Raw genomic sequence first — 17,170 nt, forward strand, 5'->3', positions numbered from 1 at the left:
GTCCGGAACCAAGGCGAGTCGAGTGACTCGCCTCCCAACTGAGGCGGCACCGGTCGAACCCCGGTAGCCGCACGCTGTGGAGGAAACTGATGACGACCGACAAGATCGCACTGGTGACCGGCGCGAACCGCGGCCTCGGCCGCGCCGCGGCCCGTGCCCTGGCCGCACGCGGGGTGCGGGTCCTGATCACCCACCGCGACGACGCGGCCGAGGCGGAGAAGACGGTGGGAGAGGTGCGGGCCGCGGGCGGGAGCGCCGACGCCCTCCGGCTCGACATCAGCGACCTCGCCTCGTTCCCCTCCTTCACCTCCACGCTGCGCGAGCGGTTGGAGCGCTGGAGCGCTTCCCGGCTCGACATCCTGGTCAACAACGCGGGTGTCGGGGTCTTCGGACCGCTGGAGAACGTCACGACCGACGACTTCGACACGACGATGGACGTCAACGTCAGGGGCACGTTCTTCCTGATCCAGTCGCTCGCGCCGCTGCTGACCGGGGGCGGCCACATCATCAACGTCTCGTCGTCGCTGACCCGCCACACCAGCCCCGCCACCTCGGTCTACTCCGCCTCCAAGGCCGCCGTCGAGGCCCTGGGCCGCACCCTCGCCGTGGAGCTGGGCCCGCGCGGGATCCGGGTCAACTCCGTCGCCCCCGGACCGACCGCCACCGACTTCAACGGGGGAGCGATGCGGGACGACGCCGAGATGCGCCGGGGCCTGGCCGGGCAGACCGCGCTCGGCCGCGTCGGCGAACCCGAGGAGATCGGCGACGCCATCGCCACACTCGCCTCCGACGGCCTGCGCTGGGCCACCGCCCAACGCGTCGAGGTCTCCGGCGGCGCCTTCCTCTGACCGCCCGGGCGGGCGTCTGGCACCGCGGGCCGGCCGCCTTCAGCCGCGGGTGATGCGGCGGTAGCGGCGGATGGCGAGGGCCATGAAGAGCGCGGTGATCACGGTCGTGGTCACGAGGGCGTAGGGCAGGGCGTTCCGGACCGGCCAGGAGGCGGCGGTCTCCAGGCCGGGCGGCGGCTCGTTGCCGAAGAGGTCACGGGCCGCGGTGGCGGTGGCGGAGACCGGGTTCCACTCGGCGACGTGGCGCAGCGGCCCCGGCATGTCGGTGGTGGAGACGAAGGCCGAGGAGACGAAGGTGACGGGGAAGAGCCAGATGAGCCCCGCGCTCTGCGCGACCTCGACGCTGCGCGAGGTGAGGCCGATGGTCGCACCGACCCAGGACATGGCGAACGCGAAGAAGAGGATGACGAGGAAGGCCAGCGCGGCGTCGGCGGGGGACGTCTCGACGCGCCAGCCGACGAGGACCCCGCACAGGGCGGTGACGGTGAGCGTGACGGCGCTCATCGCGAGGTCGGAGAGGGTGCGCCCCAGGACGACGGAGAGCCGGGGGGTGGGCAGGGAGCGGAACCGGTCGACGAGCCCCCTGTCCATGTCGTTGGCCAGGCCGAGGGCGGTGAAGGCGGCGTTGAAGGTGACGGCCTGGGCGAAGATGCCGCCCATGAGGTAGGTGCGGTAGCCGTCGCCGCCGAGACTGCCGCCGAAGACGTAGGAGAGGAGCAGGACGAACATCAGCGGTTGGACGAGGGCCGCGATGATCGACCCGGGGGTGCGGCGCAGGTTGAGCAGGTTGCGCCAGGCGATGAGGGAGGCGTCCCGTCCGGCGCGGGTCATCGCTGCCATGTGCCGGCTTCCTCTCGGTGGGGCGGGAGGGGCGCCGTCGGGGTGTCGGGCGGGGCGTCGTCCGGGGGCGCGGGCGGTCGCTCCGCGGTGGGGGGCCGGCCGGTCAGGGCGAGGAACGCGTCGTCGAGGGTGGGCGGCGCGAGCGTGACGTCGTGGACCCGGATGCGGGCCCAGCGCAGTTCCGCGAGGGCCTGTTCGAGGGTGTGCGCGCCGAGTTCGGTGGCGACGCTGAAGTGGCCGGTGCGGGGGTCGTGTTCGGGGACGTGGGGGCCGAGGGAGGCGAGAACGGTCCACGCGAGGGCGTGGTGCCCGGGATCGGGGACGGTCAGGCTCAGGCGTTCCCCGCCGACCGCGGCCTTCAGCTGCGCGGCCGTGCCGCGGGCGATGACGCGACCGCGGTCGATGACCGCGATGCTGTCGGCGAGGTGGTCGGCCTCTTCGAGGTACTGGGTGGTGAGCAGGACGGTGGTTCCGCCGTCGACGAGTTCCCGCACGGAGCGCCAGGTGTCGGCGCGTCCACGGGGGTCAAGTCCCGTGGTGGGCTCGTCGAGCACGACGACGGGAGGTCGGGCGACGAGCGCGCCGGCGAGGTCGAGGCGGCGGCGGGTGCCACCGGAGAACGCGCCGCTGAGCTGGTCGGCGACGTCCCCCAGGGCGAAGCGCTCCAGGAGTTCGTCGGCACGCCTGCGGGACTGGCGGCGGCGCATACCGTAGAGGCGGGCCACCAGATAGAGGTTCTCGCGCGCGGTCAGTTTCGGGTCGACGGCGGCGTACTGGCCGGAGAGCCCGATCCGACCGCGGACCGCCTCGGGGGCGCGGAGCACGTCGTGGCCTGCGACCCGTGCGGTACCGGAGTCGGGGAGCAGGAGGGTGGACAGGACCCGCACCACGGTGCTCTTGCCCGCGCCGTTCGGGCCCAGGAGGCCCATGACCGTGCCCGCCGGGACGCTGAGGTCGACCCCGGCGAGTGCCTGCCTGCTTCCGAAGCGGCGGGTCAGGCCCCGCGCGCTGATGGCGGACGAACTGACGTGGTCGGTCAAGGCTGCCTTCCCTGGGCCGGTGCGAGGGGGTGTGCCGGGGGCGGCGCGGTGGCCGCCCCCCGAAGGTGTCACCGTGCGGCGAGGACGCTGCGCGGGGTGAGGTCGGTCCAGTTCCGCTCGACGTAGTCCAGGCAGGTCTGGCGCTCCTGGGGGCCGAAGACGGCCGTCCAGCCGTCGGGGATGTCGGCGAAGGAGGGCCACAGGGAGTGCTGCCCCTCGTCGTTGACCAGGACGTGGTGCCGGGTGCGGGGATCGTCGAAGGGGTTGGTCATGGTTCCTCTCCTCGCGGTGCGGTGGTGCGGTGGTGGCGGTGGGTGGTGCGCGGGGGCCGGGCCGTCTCGGGGACGTCTCGACGGGGGCGGTGCCGGGGCCGGGGTCAGCTGCCCGGTGCTCCCGGCAGGGCGCGGAGCGCGGCGGCCAGAAGCAGGCCGATGTGTCGGGCGGGCCGCGGCTGCGTCAACTGGGCGTGGGCGAAGGGCACGTCGTGGTTGTCGAAGCGGCCGGTCACGTGGGGGGCCCACAGTTCCGGGCCGGAGGCGGCCTCGGCGCGTCCCTCGGTTGCGGTGAAGAACAGGACGTCGCCGTCGAACACGCCGGGGGTGTGGTGACGCATCGCGCGTGCCTGGCCGGCGAAGTGCTCCACCATGGCGTCGAGGGTCTCGGGGCCCAGCGAGCCCAGCGGGTTCCCGGTGCGCAGCAGCGCGTCGCTGACCGAGGCCGCGTCGACGGCCTCGTCGCCGTCGAGCACGTCAGCGCCGATCCCGAGGTTGGTGAGCAGCGCGCGGAAGACGGTGTCCCGGTCGGCGTCCTCCAGCCCGTCCCGGGGCGCCAGGGGGAAGGCGTCCATGAGGGCCAGCAGTTCGACCTCCTCCCCCGACCGGCGCAGCAGAACGGCGGCCTCGTGGGCGACGTTCCCCCCGAAGGACCAGCCCAGAAGCCGGTAGGGGCCGTGCGGTTGGACGGTGCGCATCGCCTGGACGTAGAGCGCGGCCATCTCCTCCATGCTCTCCGGGTGGGGGGCGCCGCGCAGTACGGGGCTCTGGAGTCCGTAGAGGGGCTGCGCCGGGTCCAGGTGCGCCAGGAAGGCGGTGTAGGACCAGGAGAGGCCGTTGGCAGGGGGGAAGCAGAAGAGCGGGGTCCGGTCGCCGCCGGCGCGCAGCGGCAGCAGGACGGCCAGCGGGTCCTCCTCCGTGCCCGACTCCAGCCGGGCGGCGAGGGCCTGGACGGTGGGTGCCTCGAACAGGGCGCGGATGCCGAGTTCGACGCCGAGGACCTGCCGGACGCGGCCGATCAGCCGGGTGGCCAGGAGCGAGTGCCCGCCGAGCGCGAAGAAGTCCTCGTCGGCACCGACCTGTTCGCGGTCCAGCGCCTCCGCGAAGAGGGTGCACAGCACCTCCTCGCGGGGGGTGCGGGGCGCGCGCCCGCGAGGCCGGCCGGCGGTGGCGGGGGCCGGGAGGGACCGGTGGTCGAGCTTGCCGCTGGCCGTCAGGGGCAGGGACTCCAGGGCCGTCCAGAGCGAGGGGACCATGTAGTCGGGCAGCAGCCGGGTGGCGTGGGCGCGCACGGACTCGGTGTCGAGTGCGCCGTCGGCGGGCGAGGGGTCCTGGCCGTTCGGGACGAGGTAGGCCAGGAGGCGCCCGCCGGTCTCGTCCTCGTCGAGGACGACGGCGGCGCGGGAGACGGCCGGGTGGGTCTCCAGGACGGCGGCGACCTCGTCCGGCTCGACGCGGAAGCCGCGCACCTGGACCTGGGAGTCGGCCCGTCCGAGGAACTCCAGGTGCCCGGCCCTGGTCCACCGGGCGAGGTCGCCGGTGCGGTACATGCGTTGCCCCGCGGGCCCGAAGGGGTCGGGCAGGAAGCGGACGGCGCTCTCGCCGGGGCGGCCGGGGTAGCCGCGGGCGAGGCTGTCCCCGGCGAGGTAGAGCTCTCCGGGGACGCCGGCGGGGGCGAGGCCGAGGTGGTCGTCCAGGACGTAGGCGCGTGTGCCCGCCACGGGGGTGCCGAGTACGGGGTGGGCGGTGTCGGCCAGGCGCGCCTCCAGGGTGTCGACGGTCGCCTCGGTGGGGCCGTAGAAACTCCAGCAGGTCAGCTCGGGTTCGGCGTGCAGCCGGGACCACAGGGCGGCGGGGACGGCCTCTCCCCCGAGTACGAGGTGGGAGGGACGGTGGGGGGCGTCCGGGGCGAGGAGTCCGGCGTCGAGCAGCTGCCGGAGATGGGTGGGGGTGGTCTCCAGAACGTCGACGGCGTGGGCGCGCACGTGCGCGACGAGGGCCTCCGGGTCGCGGCGGACGGTGTCGTCGACGATATGGAGCGCGTGGCCGGCGACCATCCACTGCACCGGGTCCCAGGAGGCGTCGAAGGACAGGGAGGCCGTCAGCGCGACGTTCAGCGGGGTGTCGCCGGCGGCACGGCGGGCGGGGGTGAACAGGTGCTGCCGGTGGTGGTCGTGGAGGCGGCCCAGGGAACGGTGCTCGACCAGGACGCCCTTGGGCCGCCCGGTCGAGCCGGAGGTGTGCAGCAGGTAGGCCGCGTCGTGGGGCCCGGGCCCCTCGGGGAGGGGGAGGCCGGGAGCGGCGGCGAGGGCGGCGGAGGTGTCGGGATCGTCGAGGGCCGCCCAGGGGCTGCCCTGGGGCAGGTCGCCGGCGGTCGCGACGGTGGTGAGGACGAGCGCGGGGCGCGCGTCCTCCAGAACGGCGGCGACGCGCCGGGGCGGCAGGGCGGGGTCGAGGGGGGCGTAGACGGCTCCGGCCTTGAGCACGCCGAGGAGCACGGCGACGGAGTCGGTGGATCTGGGTATCCGGACGGCCACGGTGTCGCCGGTGGTGACGCCCCGGCCGCGCAGCCAGTGGGCCAGTCTGTTGGCGCGGGTCTCCAGCTCGGGGAAGGTGAGGCAGCCGTCGGGCGCGGTGACGGCCAGGTCGCCGCCGCGGGTCGTGGGGAGGGTCTCGGCGAACCGGTGGAGAAGGGTGGTCTCCTCCGCCAGACCGGGCCCGCCGTCGCCGAGGGCCAGCAGGGCGTGGCGTTCCCGCTCGGTGAGCGGGCTCAGCCGGGAGACCGGCGTGTCGGGCGCGGTGACGGCCTGCTCCAACAGGCGGGGGAACCAGTCGGCGATGTCCTGGGCGTTCTCGGTGTCGAAGAGGTCGCGGCTGAACTCCAGGGTCCCCTTTAGTCCTCCGGCCCCGCCGGAGGCGGAGGGCCGCTCGGTGAGGCTGAGGGAGAGGTCGAACTTGGCGGCTCCGGTGTCGACGCCTTCCCACTCGGCGTGCAGGCCGGGGAGGTCGAGCCGGGGACGCTCGGTGTTGTTGAGGGCCAGCATCACCTGGAACAACGGATGCCGCGCCAACGAACGCACCGGCGCCACCTCCTCCACCAACCGCTCGAACGGCACCTCCTGATGCCCGTAAGCCGCCAAATCCACCTCCCGCACCCGCCCCACCACCTCACGGAACGACGGATCACCCGACACATCCACCCGCAACACCAACGTGTTCACAAAGAACCCCACCAACCCCGCCAACGCCTCATCCGTACGCCCCGCCACCGGCGACCCCACCACCACATCCGTCCCCCCACCCAACCGACACAACAACGCCGACAACGCCCCATGCACCACCATGAACGTGCTCGCACCCAACTCCCGCCCCAAAGCCACCACACGCCCATGCACCTCAGCCGAAACCGACAACGCCACACACCCACCCCCACCACCAGCCCGCACCGGACGCAACCGATCCACCGGCAGGGGCATCTCCTCGGGGAGGCCCGCCAACGTGCTCTTCCAGTAGGCGAGTTGCCGGTGGAGAAGACTGTCGGAGTCCCGGGCCGAGCCGAGCAGATCGCGCTGCCACAGGGCGTAGTCGGCGTACTGCACCGGCAACGGCTCCCACCGCGGCGCGCGACCGGCCACCCGCGCCGCGTAGGCGCCGGCGAGATCCTGGGCGAGCGGCCCCATGGACCAGCCGTCCGTCGCGATGTGGTGCGCGGTCAGCAGCAGCACGTGGCGGTCGAAGGCGGTGGTGAACAGCTCGACGCGCAGCGGTGGTTCGGCGGTCAGGTCGAAGGGGCGGGCCGCGGCGGCGCGCAGGGCGCCGGGGAGTGCCGTGGCGGAGGTCATGGTGCGGAGCAGCGGAGGACGGGCGTCACCGGGCTCCAGGATCACCTGGACGGCCTCGTCCTCGGCGCCTTCGGACGCCGGGGCGACGGTGGCGGCGTCGCCCGTCGGGGACGGGTCGTGGAAGAGGGTCCGGAGGCTCTCGTGACGCGCCACCACGTCCCCCAGGGCCGCGCGCAGGGCGCCGAGGTCGAGGGCGCCCTCCAGGCGGACGGCGACGGGAATGTGGTACGCCGGGTCGCGGGGGTCCATGCGGTGGAGGAACCACAGGCGGCGCTGGGCGTAGGACAGCGGTGCGCGGTCGGCGCGGTCCACCGGGCGCAGCGCGGGGCGGGCCTTCCCGGCCTCGCCGAGCCGGTGGGCGAGTGCGGCCGGGGTGCGCGCCTCGAAGAGGGCCCGCACGGGGAGTTCGACGCCGAACGCCTCCCGGACGCGGCTGACGAGACGGGTGGCGAGCAGGGAGTGGCCGCCGAGGTCGAAGAAGTCGGCGTCGCGGCCGACGGCCGGTCGCCCGAGGCTGTCGGCGAACAGCGCGCACAGGATCTCCTCCTGGGCGGACCGGGGCGGGGCGTCGTGTGCGGCCGAGTCGGACCGGGGGTCGGGCAGGGCGTCGAGGTCGGCCTTGCCGTGCACGGTGAGGGGGATGTCGGGCACCGCGGCGATCGCGGACGGCACCATGTAGCCGGGCAGTTGGTCGGCGACGAACCGGCGGATGCCCTCGGTGGTGTGCCCGGGGCCGCCCTCCGGGACGATCCACGCCACCAGGGTTCCGGCGCCCGAGCTGTCGGGGCGCACCGCGACGGCGGACCTGGCCACTCCCGCGTGCCGGGTCAGTGCCGCCTCGACCTCCGCCGTCTCGACGCGGAAGCCGCGGACCTTGACCTGGTCGTCGCCGCGGCCGAGGTACTGGAGGCCGCCGTCGGGGAGGCGGCGCACGAGGTCGCCGGTGCGGTACATGCGGCTGCCGGCCGGTCCGTGGGGGTCGGCGAGGAACCTCTCGGCGGTCAGGGCGGGGCGGCCCTCGTAGCCGCGGGCCAGGGAGGCGCCGGCGAGATACAGCTCGCCGGGGGTGCCGGGCGCCACGGGCCGCAGTCGGGCGTCCAGGACCCTGGCCGAGGTGCCGTCGACGGCGTGCCCGATCCGCGGACCCGTTCCGGGCGTGATCTGGCAGATGACGCTGTCGACGGTGGCCTCGGTGGGGCCGTAGAGGTTCCAGACGGTGGTGTCCCGCAGCGCGGCGAGTTCGTTCCACAGGCCCTCGCCCACGGGTTCGCCACCGAGCGCCAGCAGCCGGGGTCGGGGGCGGCCGGGGGCGAGCAGGCCGTGGGCGCGGAGCTGTTCGAGGAAGGACGGGGTGGTTTCGAGCATGTCGACGCGGTGGGCGTGGAGGAACGCGGTCAGCGCCTCGGGATCGCGTCTGGTGGCGTCGTCGACGACGTGGAGTTCGTGACCGGCCACCATCCACAGGATCGGGTCCCAGGAGGCGTCGAAGGTCGCGGCGGCGGTGAGGGCCACCCGCAGGGGCCGGTCGTGGTTGGCGGCCTCGGCGGGGTCCATGAGACGCGCGCGGTGGCTGGCCAGCAGCCGGGCCAGGGAACGGTGTTCGACGACGACGCCCTTGGGCGTTCCGGTGGAGCCCGAGGTGTACAGGACGTAGGCCGCGTCGCCGGGGGCCGGCCGGTGCGGGAGGGGCCAGACCCGGTCGGCGGACGCGCCGGCGGAGCCGTCCAGCCGCAGCGGGCGGTGAGCGCCGTCGGGGAGGCGGGCGGCGGTCGAGGCGTCGGTCAGGACGCGGGCGGGGCGGGCGTTGTCCAGGATGACGCGGTTGCGCTCGACGGGGTGGGTGGGGTCCAGCGGCACGTGGACGGCGCCGCAGCGCAGTACCGCCAGCAGCGCCACGATCTGCCCGGTGCCTCGCGGCAGCGCGGAGGCGACCCGGTCGCCCGGGCGTATCCCCTCCTCGTGGAGCCGGGCGGCGAGGAGTTGGACGCGTCGCAGGAGGTCGCCGAAGGTCACGGGCCCCTCGGCGTCGACGACGGCGGTCCGCCGGGGGGTGACCAGCGCCTGCGTGGTGAAGACGTCGACGATCGTGCCCGGCGCCTCGCCTCCGTCGGTCGGCCCCGAGCCGGTGGCGGCCGGTGCGGACGTCCCGGGGACGGCCTGGTCGAGGGCGGCGAGCCGCTGCACGGGGTCGAGGAAGTCCAGGTCGGTGACGGGGCGCTCGGGGTCGTCCAGCGCCGCGGTCAGCAGCCTTACCAGGTGGTCGGCGAACCGCTGCGCGGTGGCCCGGTCGAACAGGTCGCCGCTGTATTCGAGTTCCCCGGTCAGGCCGGCCGGAGCCCCGTCGGGCGTGTGCCGCTCCGTCAGGTCCCACGTCAGGTCGAACTTGGCCCCGGTGCGCCCCACGGAGGTCTCGTGCCGCGCGTGCAGGCCGGGGAGGTCGAGCCGGGGACGCTCGGTGTTGTTGAGGGCCAGCATCACCTGGAACAACGGATGCCGCGCCAGCGAACGCACCGGCGCCACCTCCTCCACCAACCGCTCGAACGGCACCTCCTGATGCCCGTAAGCCGCCAGATCCACCTCCCGCACCCGCCCCACCACCTCACGGAACGACGGATCACCCGACACATCCACCCGCAACACCAACGTGTTCACAAAGAACCCCACCAACCCCGCCAACGCCTCATCCGTACGCCCCGCCACCGGCGACCCCACCACCACATCCGTCCCCCCACCCAACCGACACAACAACGCCGACAACGCCCCATGCACCACCATGAACGTGCTCGCACCCAACTCCCGCCCCAAAGCCACCACACGCCCATGCACCTCAGCCGAAACCGACAACGCCACACACCCACCCCCACCACCAGCCCGCACCGGACGCAACCGATCCACGGGGAAGGTGCACTCGGCGGGCAGGTCAGCCAACGCGTTTCCCCAGTAGGCGAGTTGGGTGGCCAGCTGGCTGTCGGGCTCGTCGGGGTCGCCCAGTGTCCTGTGGTGCCACAGGGCGTAGTCGGCGTACTGCACCGGCAACGGCTCCCACCGCGGCGCACGGCCCGCCACCCGCGCCGCGTAGGCGTCGCCGAGGTCGCGCATCATCGGGTTCAGGGACCAGCCGTCGGCGGCGATGTGATGCAGCGTCAGCAGCAGCACATGCTCGGTGGCGTCGAGTACGAAGAGTTCCGCCCGCAGCGGGAGCGAGCGGGCGAGATCGAAGGGACGACGCCCCAGACCGGCGGGCAGGCCGTCGGGCGCGGGCACGACATCCAGTGCGGGGCGGGCCAGCTCGGCCGGGAGAACGCGCTGGTGGGGTCCGTGCTCGTCCTCGGGAAAGACGGTGCGCAGGCTCTCGTGCCGGCCGGTCACGTCGTGCAGCGCGTCCCGGAGCGCGTCCACGTCCAGCGGGCCGCTCAGCCGGAGCGCGAGGGGCAGGTGGTAGGCGGCGCCGCCCTCCCCGATGCTCTCCAGCAGCCACAGCCGGCGTTGGGCCGGGGAGAGCGGCAGGCGCTCGGGGCGGGGAAGGACGGGGGCGAGGGCGGCACGGGCCGGGGCCGCCCCCTCAAGCCTGCGGGCCAGCGCGGCCGGGGTGGGCGCCTCGAACAGCGCCCGTACGGGCAGTTCGACGTCGAAGGCGGTGCGGAGGTGGCCGACGAGACGGGTGGCGAGCAACGAGTGGCCGCCCAGGGCGAAGAAGTCGTCGTCCCGGCCGACGCTCCTGGCGTCCAGGCCCAGGGACTCGGCGAACGCCGCGCACAGCGTGGCCTCCTGGCTGGTCCGCGGAGCCTGACCGTCCCCCGCGCGGGGGGCCGTCGCCTCGGGCAGCGCGGCCGTGTCGAGTTTGCCGTTGGGCGTCAACGGGAGCCGGTCGACCGCGGCGTACAGGGCCGGAATCATGTGGTCGGGCAGCGCGACCGCGAGCCGCGACCGCAGAGCCGCCAGGGTGGCCTGGTCCCCCTCGTGCCGCCCGTCCCCGAACGCCGATCCGGCCGCGGGGTCGAGAACGACATAGGCGGCGAGCTGGGCGAGACCACCGGCTCCGGGCCGCGCGACGACGGACGCCTCACGCACCGGGGGCAGCGCGGTGAGAGCCGACTCGACCTCCCCGGCCTCCACCCGGAACCCCCTGATCTTGACCTGCCCGTCGGTGCGGCCCAGGAACTCCAGGGAACCGTCCTCCCGCCAGCGCGCGAGGTCGCCCGTGCGGTACATGCGGCTGCCGGACGGCCCGAAGGGGTCGGGCAGGAAACGGTCGGCCGTCAGGCCGGGACGGCGGTTGTAGCCGCGGGCGACGCCCTCGCCGGAGAGATAGAGCTCCCCCGCGGTTCCCACGGGCAGCGGATGCATCCCCGCGTCCAGCACATAGGCCCGGGCGCCGCTGACGGGGCGGCCGATGACCGGCGTGCCGCCGGACACCCGCGAGGTCACGGCGTCGACGGTCGCCTCGGTCGGACCGTAGAAGTTGAACACCAACAGGTCGGGGTGCGGGGAGAGCTGCGCCCACAGGGCGTCGTTGACGGCCTCGCCGCCCAGCGCGATCACGTGCGGCCGGTGACCGGGACCCGTCAGGAGCCCCGCGGCCAGCAGCTGCTGGAGATAGCTCGGGGTGGTCTCGATGGCGTCGATGCGCCGACCGCGCAGGAAGGCGACCAGCGCCTCGGGATCGGTGCGCGTCCGGTCGTCGACGACGTGAAGCTCGTGACCGGCCACCATCCACAGCACCGGGTCCCAGGAGGCGTCGAACGAGGTGGCGGCGGTGAGCGCCACGCGCAGGCCCCGCCCCAGCGCCCGCACGGCGCAGGCGTGGGACTCGCGGCGATGGTGCTCCAGCAGGTTGCTGAGCGAGCGGTGCTCGACGACGACGCCCTTGGGCGTTCCGGTCGAGCCCGAGGTGTAGATGACGTAGGCGGTGTCCCGGGCCGAGGGCTCCGCGAAGGGCATGGGCGGTTCGGCGCGCGGGGACCGGACATCGCCCGGGTCGATCCGCGGGAGGTCGCCGCGGGGATCGACCGTCGACGCGGTGAGGACGTCGGCGACCAGCGCGACGGGGGCTGAGTCGGCGAGCATGAAGGCGACGCGGTCCCCCGGATAGGAGGGGTCGACGGGCAGATAGGCGGCGCCCGCGCGCATCACCGCGAGCAGGGCGACCACCAGGTCGGTCGAACGCGGCAGCGCCACGGCGACCCGGCTCCCCGGCCCGGCACCGGCCCGCACCAGGCGATGGGCGAGCCGGTCCACCCGGCCGTCCAACTCGGCGAAGGAGAGCCGGACCTCCCCGCAGACGACGGCCGTCTCCCCCGGCGTGCTGGCCGCTTGGCGAGCGAGCTGAACGGGCAGGGCGGCCGGACCGCCGCGTTCCGCGTCCGCGCCGGTGTCGGCCTCCCGCCGCGGCGGCCCGGCGGCGAGACCGGTGACGCGGTCGCGCTCGGCCCCGCCGAGCAGCCCGATGGAGCCGAGAGGCCGGGACGGGTCGACGACGAACTCGTCGAGCAGCCGCAGGAACCGGTCCCGGTGGGCCCGCAGTTCCTCACGGGCGTGGAGTTCGGGGTTGGCCAGCAGGTCCAGCCGCAGACCGCCGTCGGCGAACGAGGCGTGCGCCGCGACCACCAGGTCCTCGACGGGCCCGATGGACAGGTTGTGGAGGGTGGCGGTCGCCGGGCCGAACGCCAGCGTGTCGTCGAACGCGAGCACGTTGACCGCCGGGCCGGTCAGCCGCTCACGGCGCCCGAGCAGCCCCCGGTCACGCCGCAGGTCCTCCGCCGGGTACCGCTGGTGTCGCAGCACCGTGCGGACCTGCCGGGAGGTGCGCCGCAACAGTTCCTCGACCGTGTCGGCGGGCGAGACCTCGATCCGCAGCGGCAGCACGTTGGAGAGCATGGTGGGCGTGGACCGCGTCAGATCGGTCCTGCGGGCCGTCACCGGCAGCCCCAGGACCACCTCCCCCACGCCACGGATGCGGTGCAGATAGGCGGCGGTGGCGGCGATGAACATCGAGGGCCAGCCGGCGCCCGCCGTCTTCGCCGCGTCCTTCAACCCCGCGAGCCACAGCGCGTCGCGCTCCTCGCCCGCCAGATGGAAGAAGCGCGCCGGCACGGCCGTGCCGTCCCTCAACCCGACCGGTTCGGGCGCGCCGGCGAGATAGCTCGACCAGAACTCCTGGTCCGCCGCGCTTCTCTCGGAGGCACGGTACTTCTGCTCCTCCTCCAACACCGGCAGCAGCGGCGCCGGCCTGAGCGGCACCGGAACGTCCGGTGCCGCCGTGAACTGCCCGTAGACCTCGGCGATCCGCGTCAGCGCCAGCGCCGCGCCGTAGCCGTCCAGAGCGAGGTGGTGAACCTGCTGGTGGAAGAGGTGACGGTCGTCCGCCAGCCGGTACAGAACGACGCGGACCAGCGGCCCCACCGCGGTGTCCGCCGGACGGGACAGCTCACGGCGCATGCGTCGCAGCGCCTCCTCGAACGGGTCGGGATCGCCTCGGAGGTCCACGAGGGGCAGAGGCATGTCCAGCCGGGAGTGGAGCAGTTGATGAGGTATCCCCTCCCGCTCCCCGAACGTGACCCGCAGGGCCTCGGTCTCCCGCACCACGTGGTCCACGGCCCGCGCCAAGGCGTCGACATCCACCTCGCCACGCACGTCGACGTACTCCGCGATGTTGTAGGCCGGATTCGCCGGGTCGAGCTGCTGCGCGAACCACAGCCCCTTCTGGGCCGCGAGGACGGGAAGTTCGGTCTTCTCGTATTCAGGCACGCCAAAAACACCTTGCGCTGGACTACCACTGCCGTTCGTGGCGGCGGCGGGACGCGCCGCGACGGACGACGAGGTCCGGCGGGCGCTCCCATGCCCGGCATTCGACCGTCGAAGGGCCGCCGGATTGCCCGTGTGGCCCACCTCACAAGACGAGTCCGGCCGTTCGGAGTTCTTCCCGGAGCACCCGGCGAGACAAATACCGGCAGGTAACCCATCCGGGCGACGCGCCGCTCCGGATAAGGAACGCGCACCCTTCGCCAACGGATCTGAGGAGAACTCGTGAACCACCGTGGAACCCTGCGCCGTCTGGCCATCGCCGCCGCGACAGCGGGCGTCCTGACCTGCGCCTCCGTCACCGCGGCCCAGGCCGCGACCGTGCCGTCGACCGAGCCGTCGACCGACCGCAACACGGCAGCCGCCACACAGGAGAGCCGCTTCGTTCAGGGCAAGAACTTCTGCCTCCTTTCCACCTGCCACGTCGGCGGCGGCGGCGAAGGAGACGACCGGGGCGGAATACTCGGCATTCAGGGACTGAACTTCTGCCTGCTGTCGGTCTGCGAGGTACACGGCTGAACCGAACCGCCCACCGGAAAGCGAGAAGAAAACCCGGCAACGCACCACGCGCGCCCGCGACCTGACAGCCACGCCATAACCGACACCTACCCCGCTCCCGTGCACGAGCCCCGGAAGTTGACGCTCCCGGATCAGCGACGCGACCACGCCACGCGGGAAAGCCGAGCCCACGGCAGCGCTCAGGCCGTGCCTCACCCACCCATCACACCGGCCCGCGCCCGCGCCCCAACCAGCCACACACGCACCAGCCCGGGCGCGGCCCGGGGCGACGCGGCACGTGTGCGTCGACGGGGTCCTCGTGCTGTTACGGCTTGTGGGGCCACTGAGAACCGGTGGCCGCCACCCGCACCGACACCGTTCACGACGGCGAACCGTCGAACCGCGCTCCTCCACCGACGCCGACCGCACCAAGTTCCAGAGCGCCACCTATCGTTACGACGTGGCAGGCAACCTCGCCGGCATAACCGACGCAGCCGGCAACGACTGGAGCTGCGAGTACGCCAAGCGCGGCAACCAGACCCGCGCCGACGCCCCGAACAACGGCACCACCCTCGTCAGCTACGACACCCTCGACCGGCCCGTGTCGACGACCGATGCCCGCGACACCACCATGACCACGGGCACGCTGGCCAGCGAGTACACGAGGTACCCACAAAGTGTTTCTGGGACTCATCTCAACATGGATCACCTTCCTGGCGATACTGCTCATCCCCGACGGTCCGACCCGGTTCGCCGAGCTACTGCTATCCCCCTTCAACTTCGGGGACCCCGAGACCTTGCCGATGAAATTCGTCTTTAGAGCCGGATTCGCGCTCCTCACCCTCATGCTCATCTTCTACGGACTCGCCGAACTTTTCCCCGATCGCTTCGCAAGAGACCGCACCGATTGAGTTGACAGGACACGGTTGCCGGATGGCGGTAGCCCTGAGGCAGCAACGGCCCGACAGACGAAGGAAGATACTTTGCTGATAGTAGTTCTCCTGATGGGCGCGCTCCTCGTCGGCGGCGGCAACTGGATCACTCTGCGACTTTGGAGAAATGGCCGCATAGGCGACCTGCCGGCAGCAGAGGCCGTGGAGAGTACCTTCTTCTACCTCAAAAAAACGGGAAGCCGGCGCGCCGCAGTGCGCATACTGCCAGTTTCACTGGCTGGCCTTGAAGCCGTCTGGTGCGCACTCCTTTGGAACGAACTGGTGGGCGATCCAGCCGACCTACTTCTCGTCATACTGTTCGTAGCACTCTTCGGCTGCATACTCACAGCGGCGTCCATCGCTTTCTTTAATCGTCCGAAATCACTGGTACCGCCCGCGAGAAGAGCCGATTTCGGCATTCTCCCCGAGTGGTCCAGAAAGAGGAGTGCCGGAAAACTGCCAGACGGCCCTACCGATTCGTCACCAACATGACACACAGCACCGGCGGTTCCGATGAGCACGTCACCCCGAACGACGCGACCGCAGATCGCAGATCGCAGCAAGGGGTCACTAGCGCCGAGCGGTGGCGTCATCGTGGCGCACATGTAGCAGTCGCAAGCGAGGAAGAACGACAAAATGAGCGATGACAGTTCGCGCCTCGGCTACACCGGGCGCCACGACGGGGAGTGCTCAACCACATAGGCGGTCTGGTGCGATGACGGCACACAAGAGAAAAATTGACGCGACAAAATGCCTAACCGGCAGACACATTCCACTCGACTACCTATCGAAGACCCAGGGCCACGACTACTCCGTCACACTGCGCAAAATATTTCGCGATTGCTGGTGGGGGACATCCCTGTGGCCACTGGCGCTAGTCTTCACCGCCATCGCGTATTCCTGGAAAGTCTCTGTCGGGCTGCTCGGAATCGCCCTAGCAATGTTCCTCCTGGCGGCATGTTATCGATCCTGGCGTGGCCACAGACCGAGATGCGCAATCCTGGGAGGCGTGGCAATCATTCTCGGATTCGAGTGGATCTAACAGCGAGATGAGTGTGCTCACATGGCACGAGAGACAGGAAAATCCGGTGAACAGCGACTACCCAACCGATGCGGTCGGGTGTTCTCCACGCCCGGGATGTTTCCACGGAACACTTGACAGCGGCACCATGAACGGCGGCCCGGCCAACGGCTGGATCACCGAGGCCAAGTGGACGGGGAACGAACGACAGTGGTCCAGTTCCCCCTACAGCACAACCCACGACCTTTACCACGAGGACCAGATCCCCATCCAGGCCAATAAGCTTCTGGACCTCTACGACGGGCTGGGCGGGAGCGGTGTACGTTACGCGGCATCCAACCTGGAAGGCGCCCAGCACTTCGCCAACGTCTTCGCGGGCAATGCGAGGCTCGCCGAGGCAATGGCAAGCGGGAGCCTGGGAGTCTTCCACGTGCCGGGGAACGGAATGAGGGGATGACGGGATGAACGAGGTCATCGCGCTAGTGGAGGCCTTGGGGCAGCGGAACCCTCTCAGCAGCGAGGACGTTGCCGCAACGCTGGAGAACCGTGGCTGGCAGCCCCTTCCCCGCCGCGTCACGGCGCCCTTTCCTCGCGCCTGGCACTTCGGCGACCGCGCCCTGAGCATCCAGGGCGACGCCCCGAACACCCGGGTGGAGATCTCACTGCGGGTGTGGGAGTACGACGAGCAGGCGGCAGCCGACAGCGAGGACTTCGCCTACCTCGACGGCCTCTGGGACCAAGCCGAGACCGAGGCACGACGCCTGGTCGATAACCTGACAGCCGACGGCTCACAGTTCCCAGGTGCTCCGGTCACGTTGGAGGAGGACGACGCCGACGAGTTCCTCTGGCACGCCGCCTGGTCCCTCTCGGGCCGCAGACTCATCGTCGGCTCCAAGCAGGACGACACCGATCTCCCGGTGCGCGTGGTGGCCGTCATCACCTGACCCAGGAACCGGCTGGTCGGCATCGCCAGTGAAGCCGCCACGGCAATTGTGAAAGCGGTCTCTATCTGGCCTACTCGCGCTCGCGGTTGTCCCCGTTTCTTGTGAGGCTCGCACGCGTACGACAACACCGTT

At 72.1% G+C, this 17,170-nt stretch carries 10 protein-coding genes; 6 read left to right on the forward strand and 4 right to left on the reverse strand.

Annotated elements, in window-relative coordinates; all coding sequences use genetic code 11:
- The first annotated feature begins 89 nt into the window (after positions 1-89).
- Positions 90-848: an SDR family NAD(P)-dependent oxidoreductase gene (locus tag FH715_RS01580; protein WP_139640153.1), complete on the forward strand. Its 759-nt coding sequence runs from the start codon at positions 90-92 to the stop codon at positions 846-848.
- Between the two features lie 39 nt (positions 849-887).
- Here the strand turns inward: FH715_RS01580 and FH715_RS01585 are convergent, their stop codons facing one another.
- From FH715_RS01585 to FH715_RS01600, 4 genes are all read right to left on the reverse strand, one after another.
- On the reverse strand, positions 888-1,688 hold the full coding sequence (locus tag FH715_RS01585) for an ABC transporter permease (RefSeq protein ID WP_139640154.1): 801 nt from the start codon (positions 1,686-1,688) through the stop codon (positions 888-890).
- Positions 1,676-2,728, reverse strand: a complete 1,053-nt coding sequence (locus FH715_RS01590) for an ATP-binding cassette domain-containing protein (protein ID WP_139640155.1) — start codon at positions 2,726-2,728, stop codon at positions 1,676-1,678. Before FH715_RS01590 ends, FH715_RS01585 begins: the two co-directional genes overlap by 13 nt.
- Positions 2,729-2,796: 68 nt before the next feature.
- Positions 2,797-3,000: an MbtH family protein gene (locus FH715_RS01595; RefSeq protein WP_139640156.1), complete on the reverse strand. Its 204-nt coding sequence runs from the start codon at positions 2,998-3,000 to the stop codon at positions 2,797-2,799.
- 104 nt (positions 3,001-3,104) lie between these two features.
- Complete coding sequence (locus tag FH715_RS01600) at positions 3,105-13,589, reverse strand: non-ribosomal peptide synthetase (protein WP_139640157.1); 10,485 nt, start codon at positions 13,587-13,589, stop codon at positions 3,105-3,107.
- Between the two features lie 279 nt (positions 13,590-13,868).
- Between FH715_RS01600 and FH715_RS01605 the strand changes: the two genes are divergently transcribed.
- The 5 genes from FH715_RS01605 to FH715_RS01625 all read left to right on the forward strand — a co-directional run bounded on the left by FH715_RS01605 (position 13,869) and on the right by FH715_RS01625 (position 17,038).
- Positions 13,869-14,162: a hypothetical protein gene (locus FH715_RS01605; protein WP_139640158.1), complete on the forward strand. Its 294-nt coding sequence runs from the start codon at positions 13,869-13,871 to the stop codon at positions 14,160-14,162.
- 439 nt (positions 14,163-14,601) lie between these two features.
- Complete coding sequence (locus tag FH715_RS28010; RefSeq protein WP_170184597.1) at positions 14,602-14,961, forward strand: hypothetical protein; 360 nt, start codon at positions 14,602-14,604, stop codon at positions 14,959-14,961.
- A gap of 163 nt (positions 14,962-15,124) precedes the next feature.
- Entirely contained in the window at positions 15,125-15,565 is a 441-nt protein-coding gene (locus FH715_RS01615) for a hypothetical protein (protein WP_139640160.1), read from the forward strand.
- 596 nt (positions 15,566-16,161) lie between these two features.
- Positions 16,162-16,551, forward strand: a complete 390-nt coding sequence (locus FH715_RS01620) for a hypothetical protein (RefSeq protein ID WP_139640161.1) — start codon at positions 16,162-16,164, stop codon at positions 16,549-16,551.
- A 4-nt stretch (positions 16,552-16,555) separates the two neighbouring features.
- Positions 16,556-17,038 carry a hypothetical protein gene (locus FH715_RS01625; RefSeq protein ID WP_139640162.1) on the forward strand — a complete coding sequence of 161 codons (483 nt, stop codon included), beginning with the start codon at positions 16,556-16,558 and terminating at the stop codon, positions 17,036-17,038.
- The last annotated feature ends 132 nt before the right edge of the window (positions 17,039-17,170 follow it).

Origin of the sequence: Streptomyces sedi, assembly GCF_006335015.1 — a bacterium.
Classification (GTDB): domain Bacteria; phylum Actinomycetota; class Actinomycetes; order Streptomycetales; family Streptomycetaceae; genus Streptomyces; species Streptomyces sedi.

Excerpts from the sequence above, each read along its gene's own strand:
- FH715_RS01580 (WP_139640153.1), top strand. The coding sequence starts at position 90 with ATGACGACCGACAAGATCGCACTGGTGACCGGCGCGAACCGCGGCCTC.
- FH715_RS01585 (WP_139640154.1), bottom strand. The coding sequence starts at position 1,688 with ATGGCAGCGATGACCCGCGCCGGACGGGACGCCTCCCTCATCGCCTGG.
- FH715_RS01595 (WP_139640156.1), bottom strand. The coding sequence starts at position 3,000 with ATGACCAACCCCTTCGACGATCCCCGCACCCGGCACCACGTCCTGGTC.
- FH715_RS01625 (WP_139640162.1), top strand. The coding sequence starts at position 16,556 with ATGAACGAGGTCATCGCGCTAGTGGAGGCCTTGGGGCAGCGGAACCCT.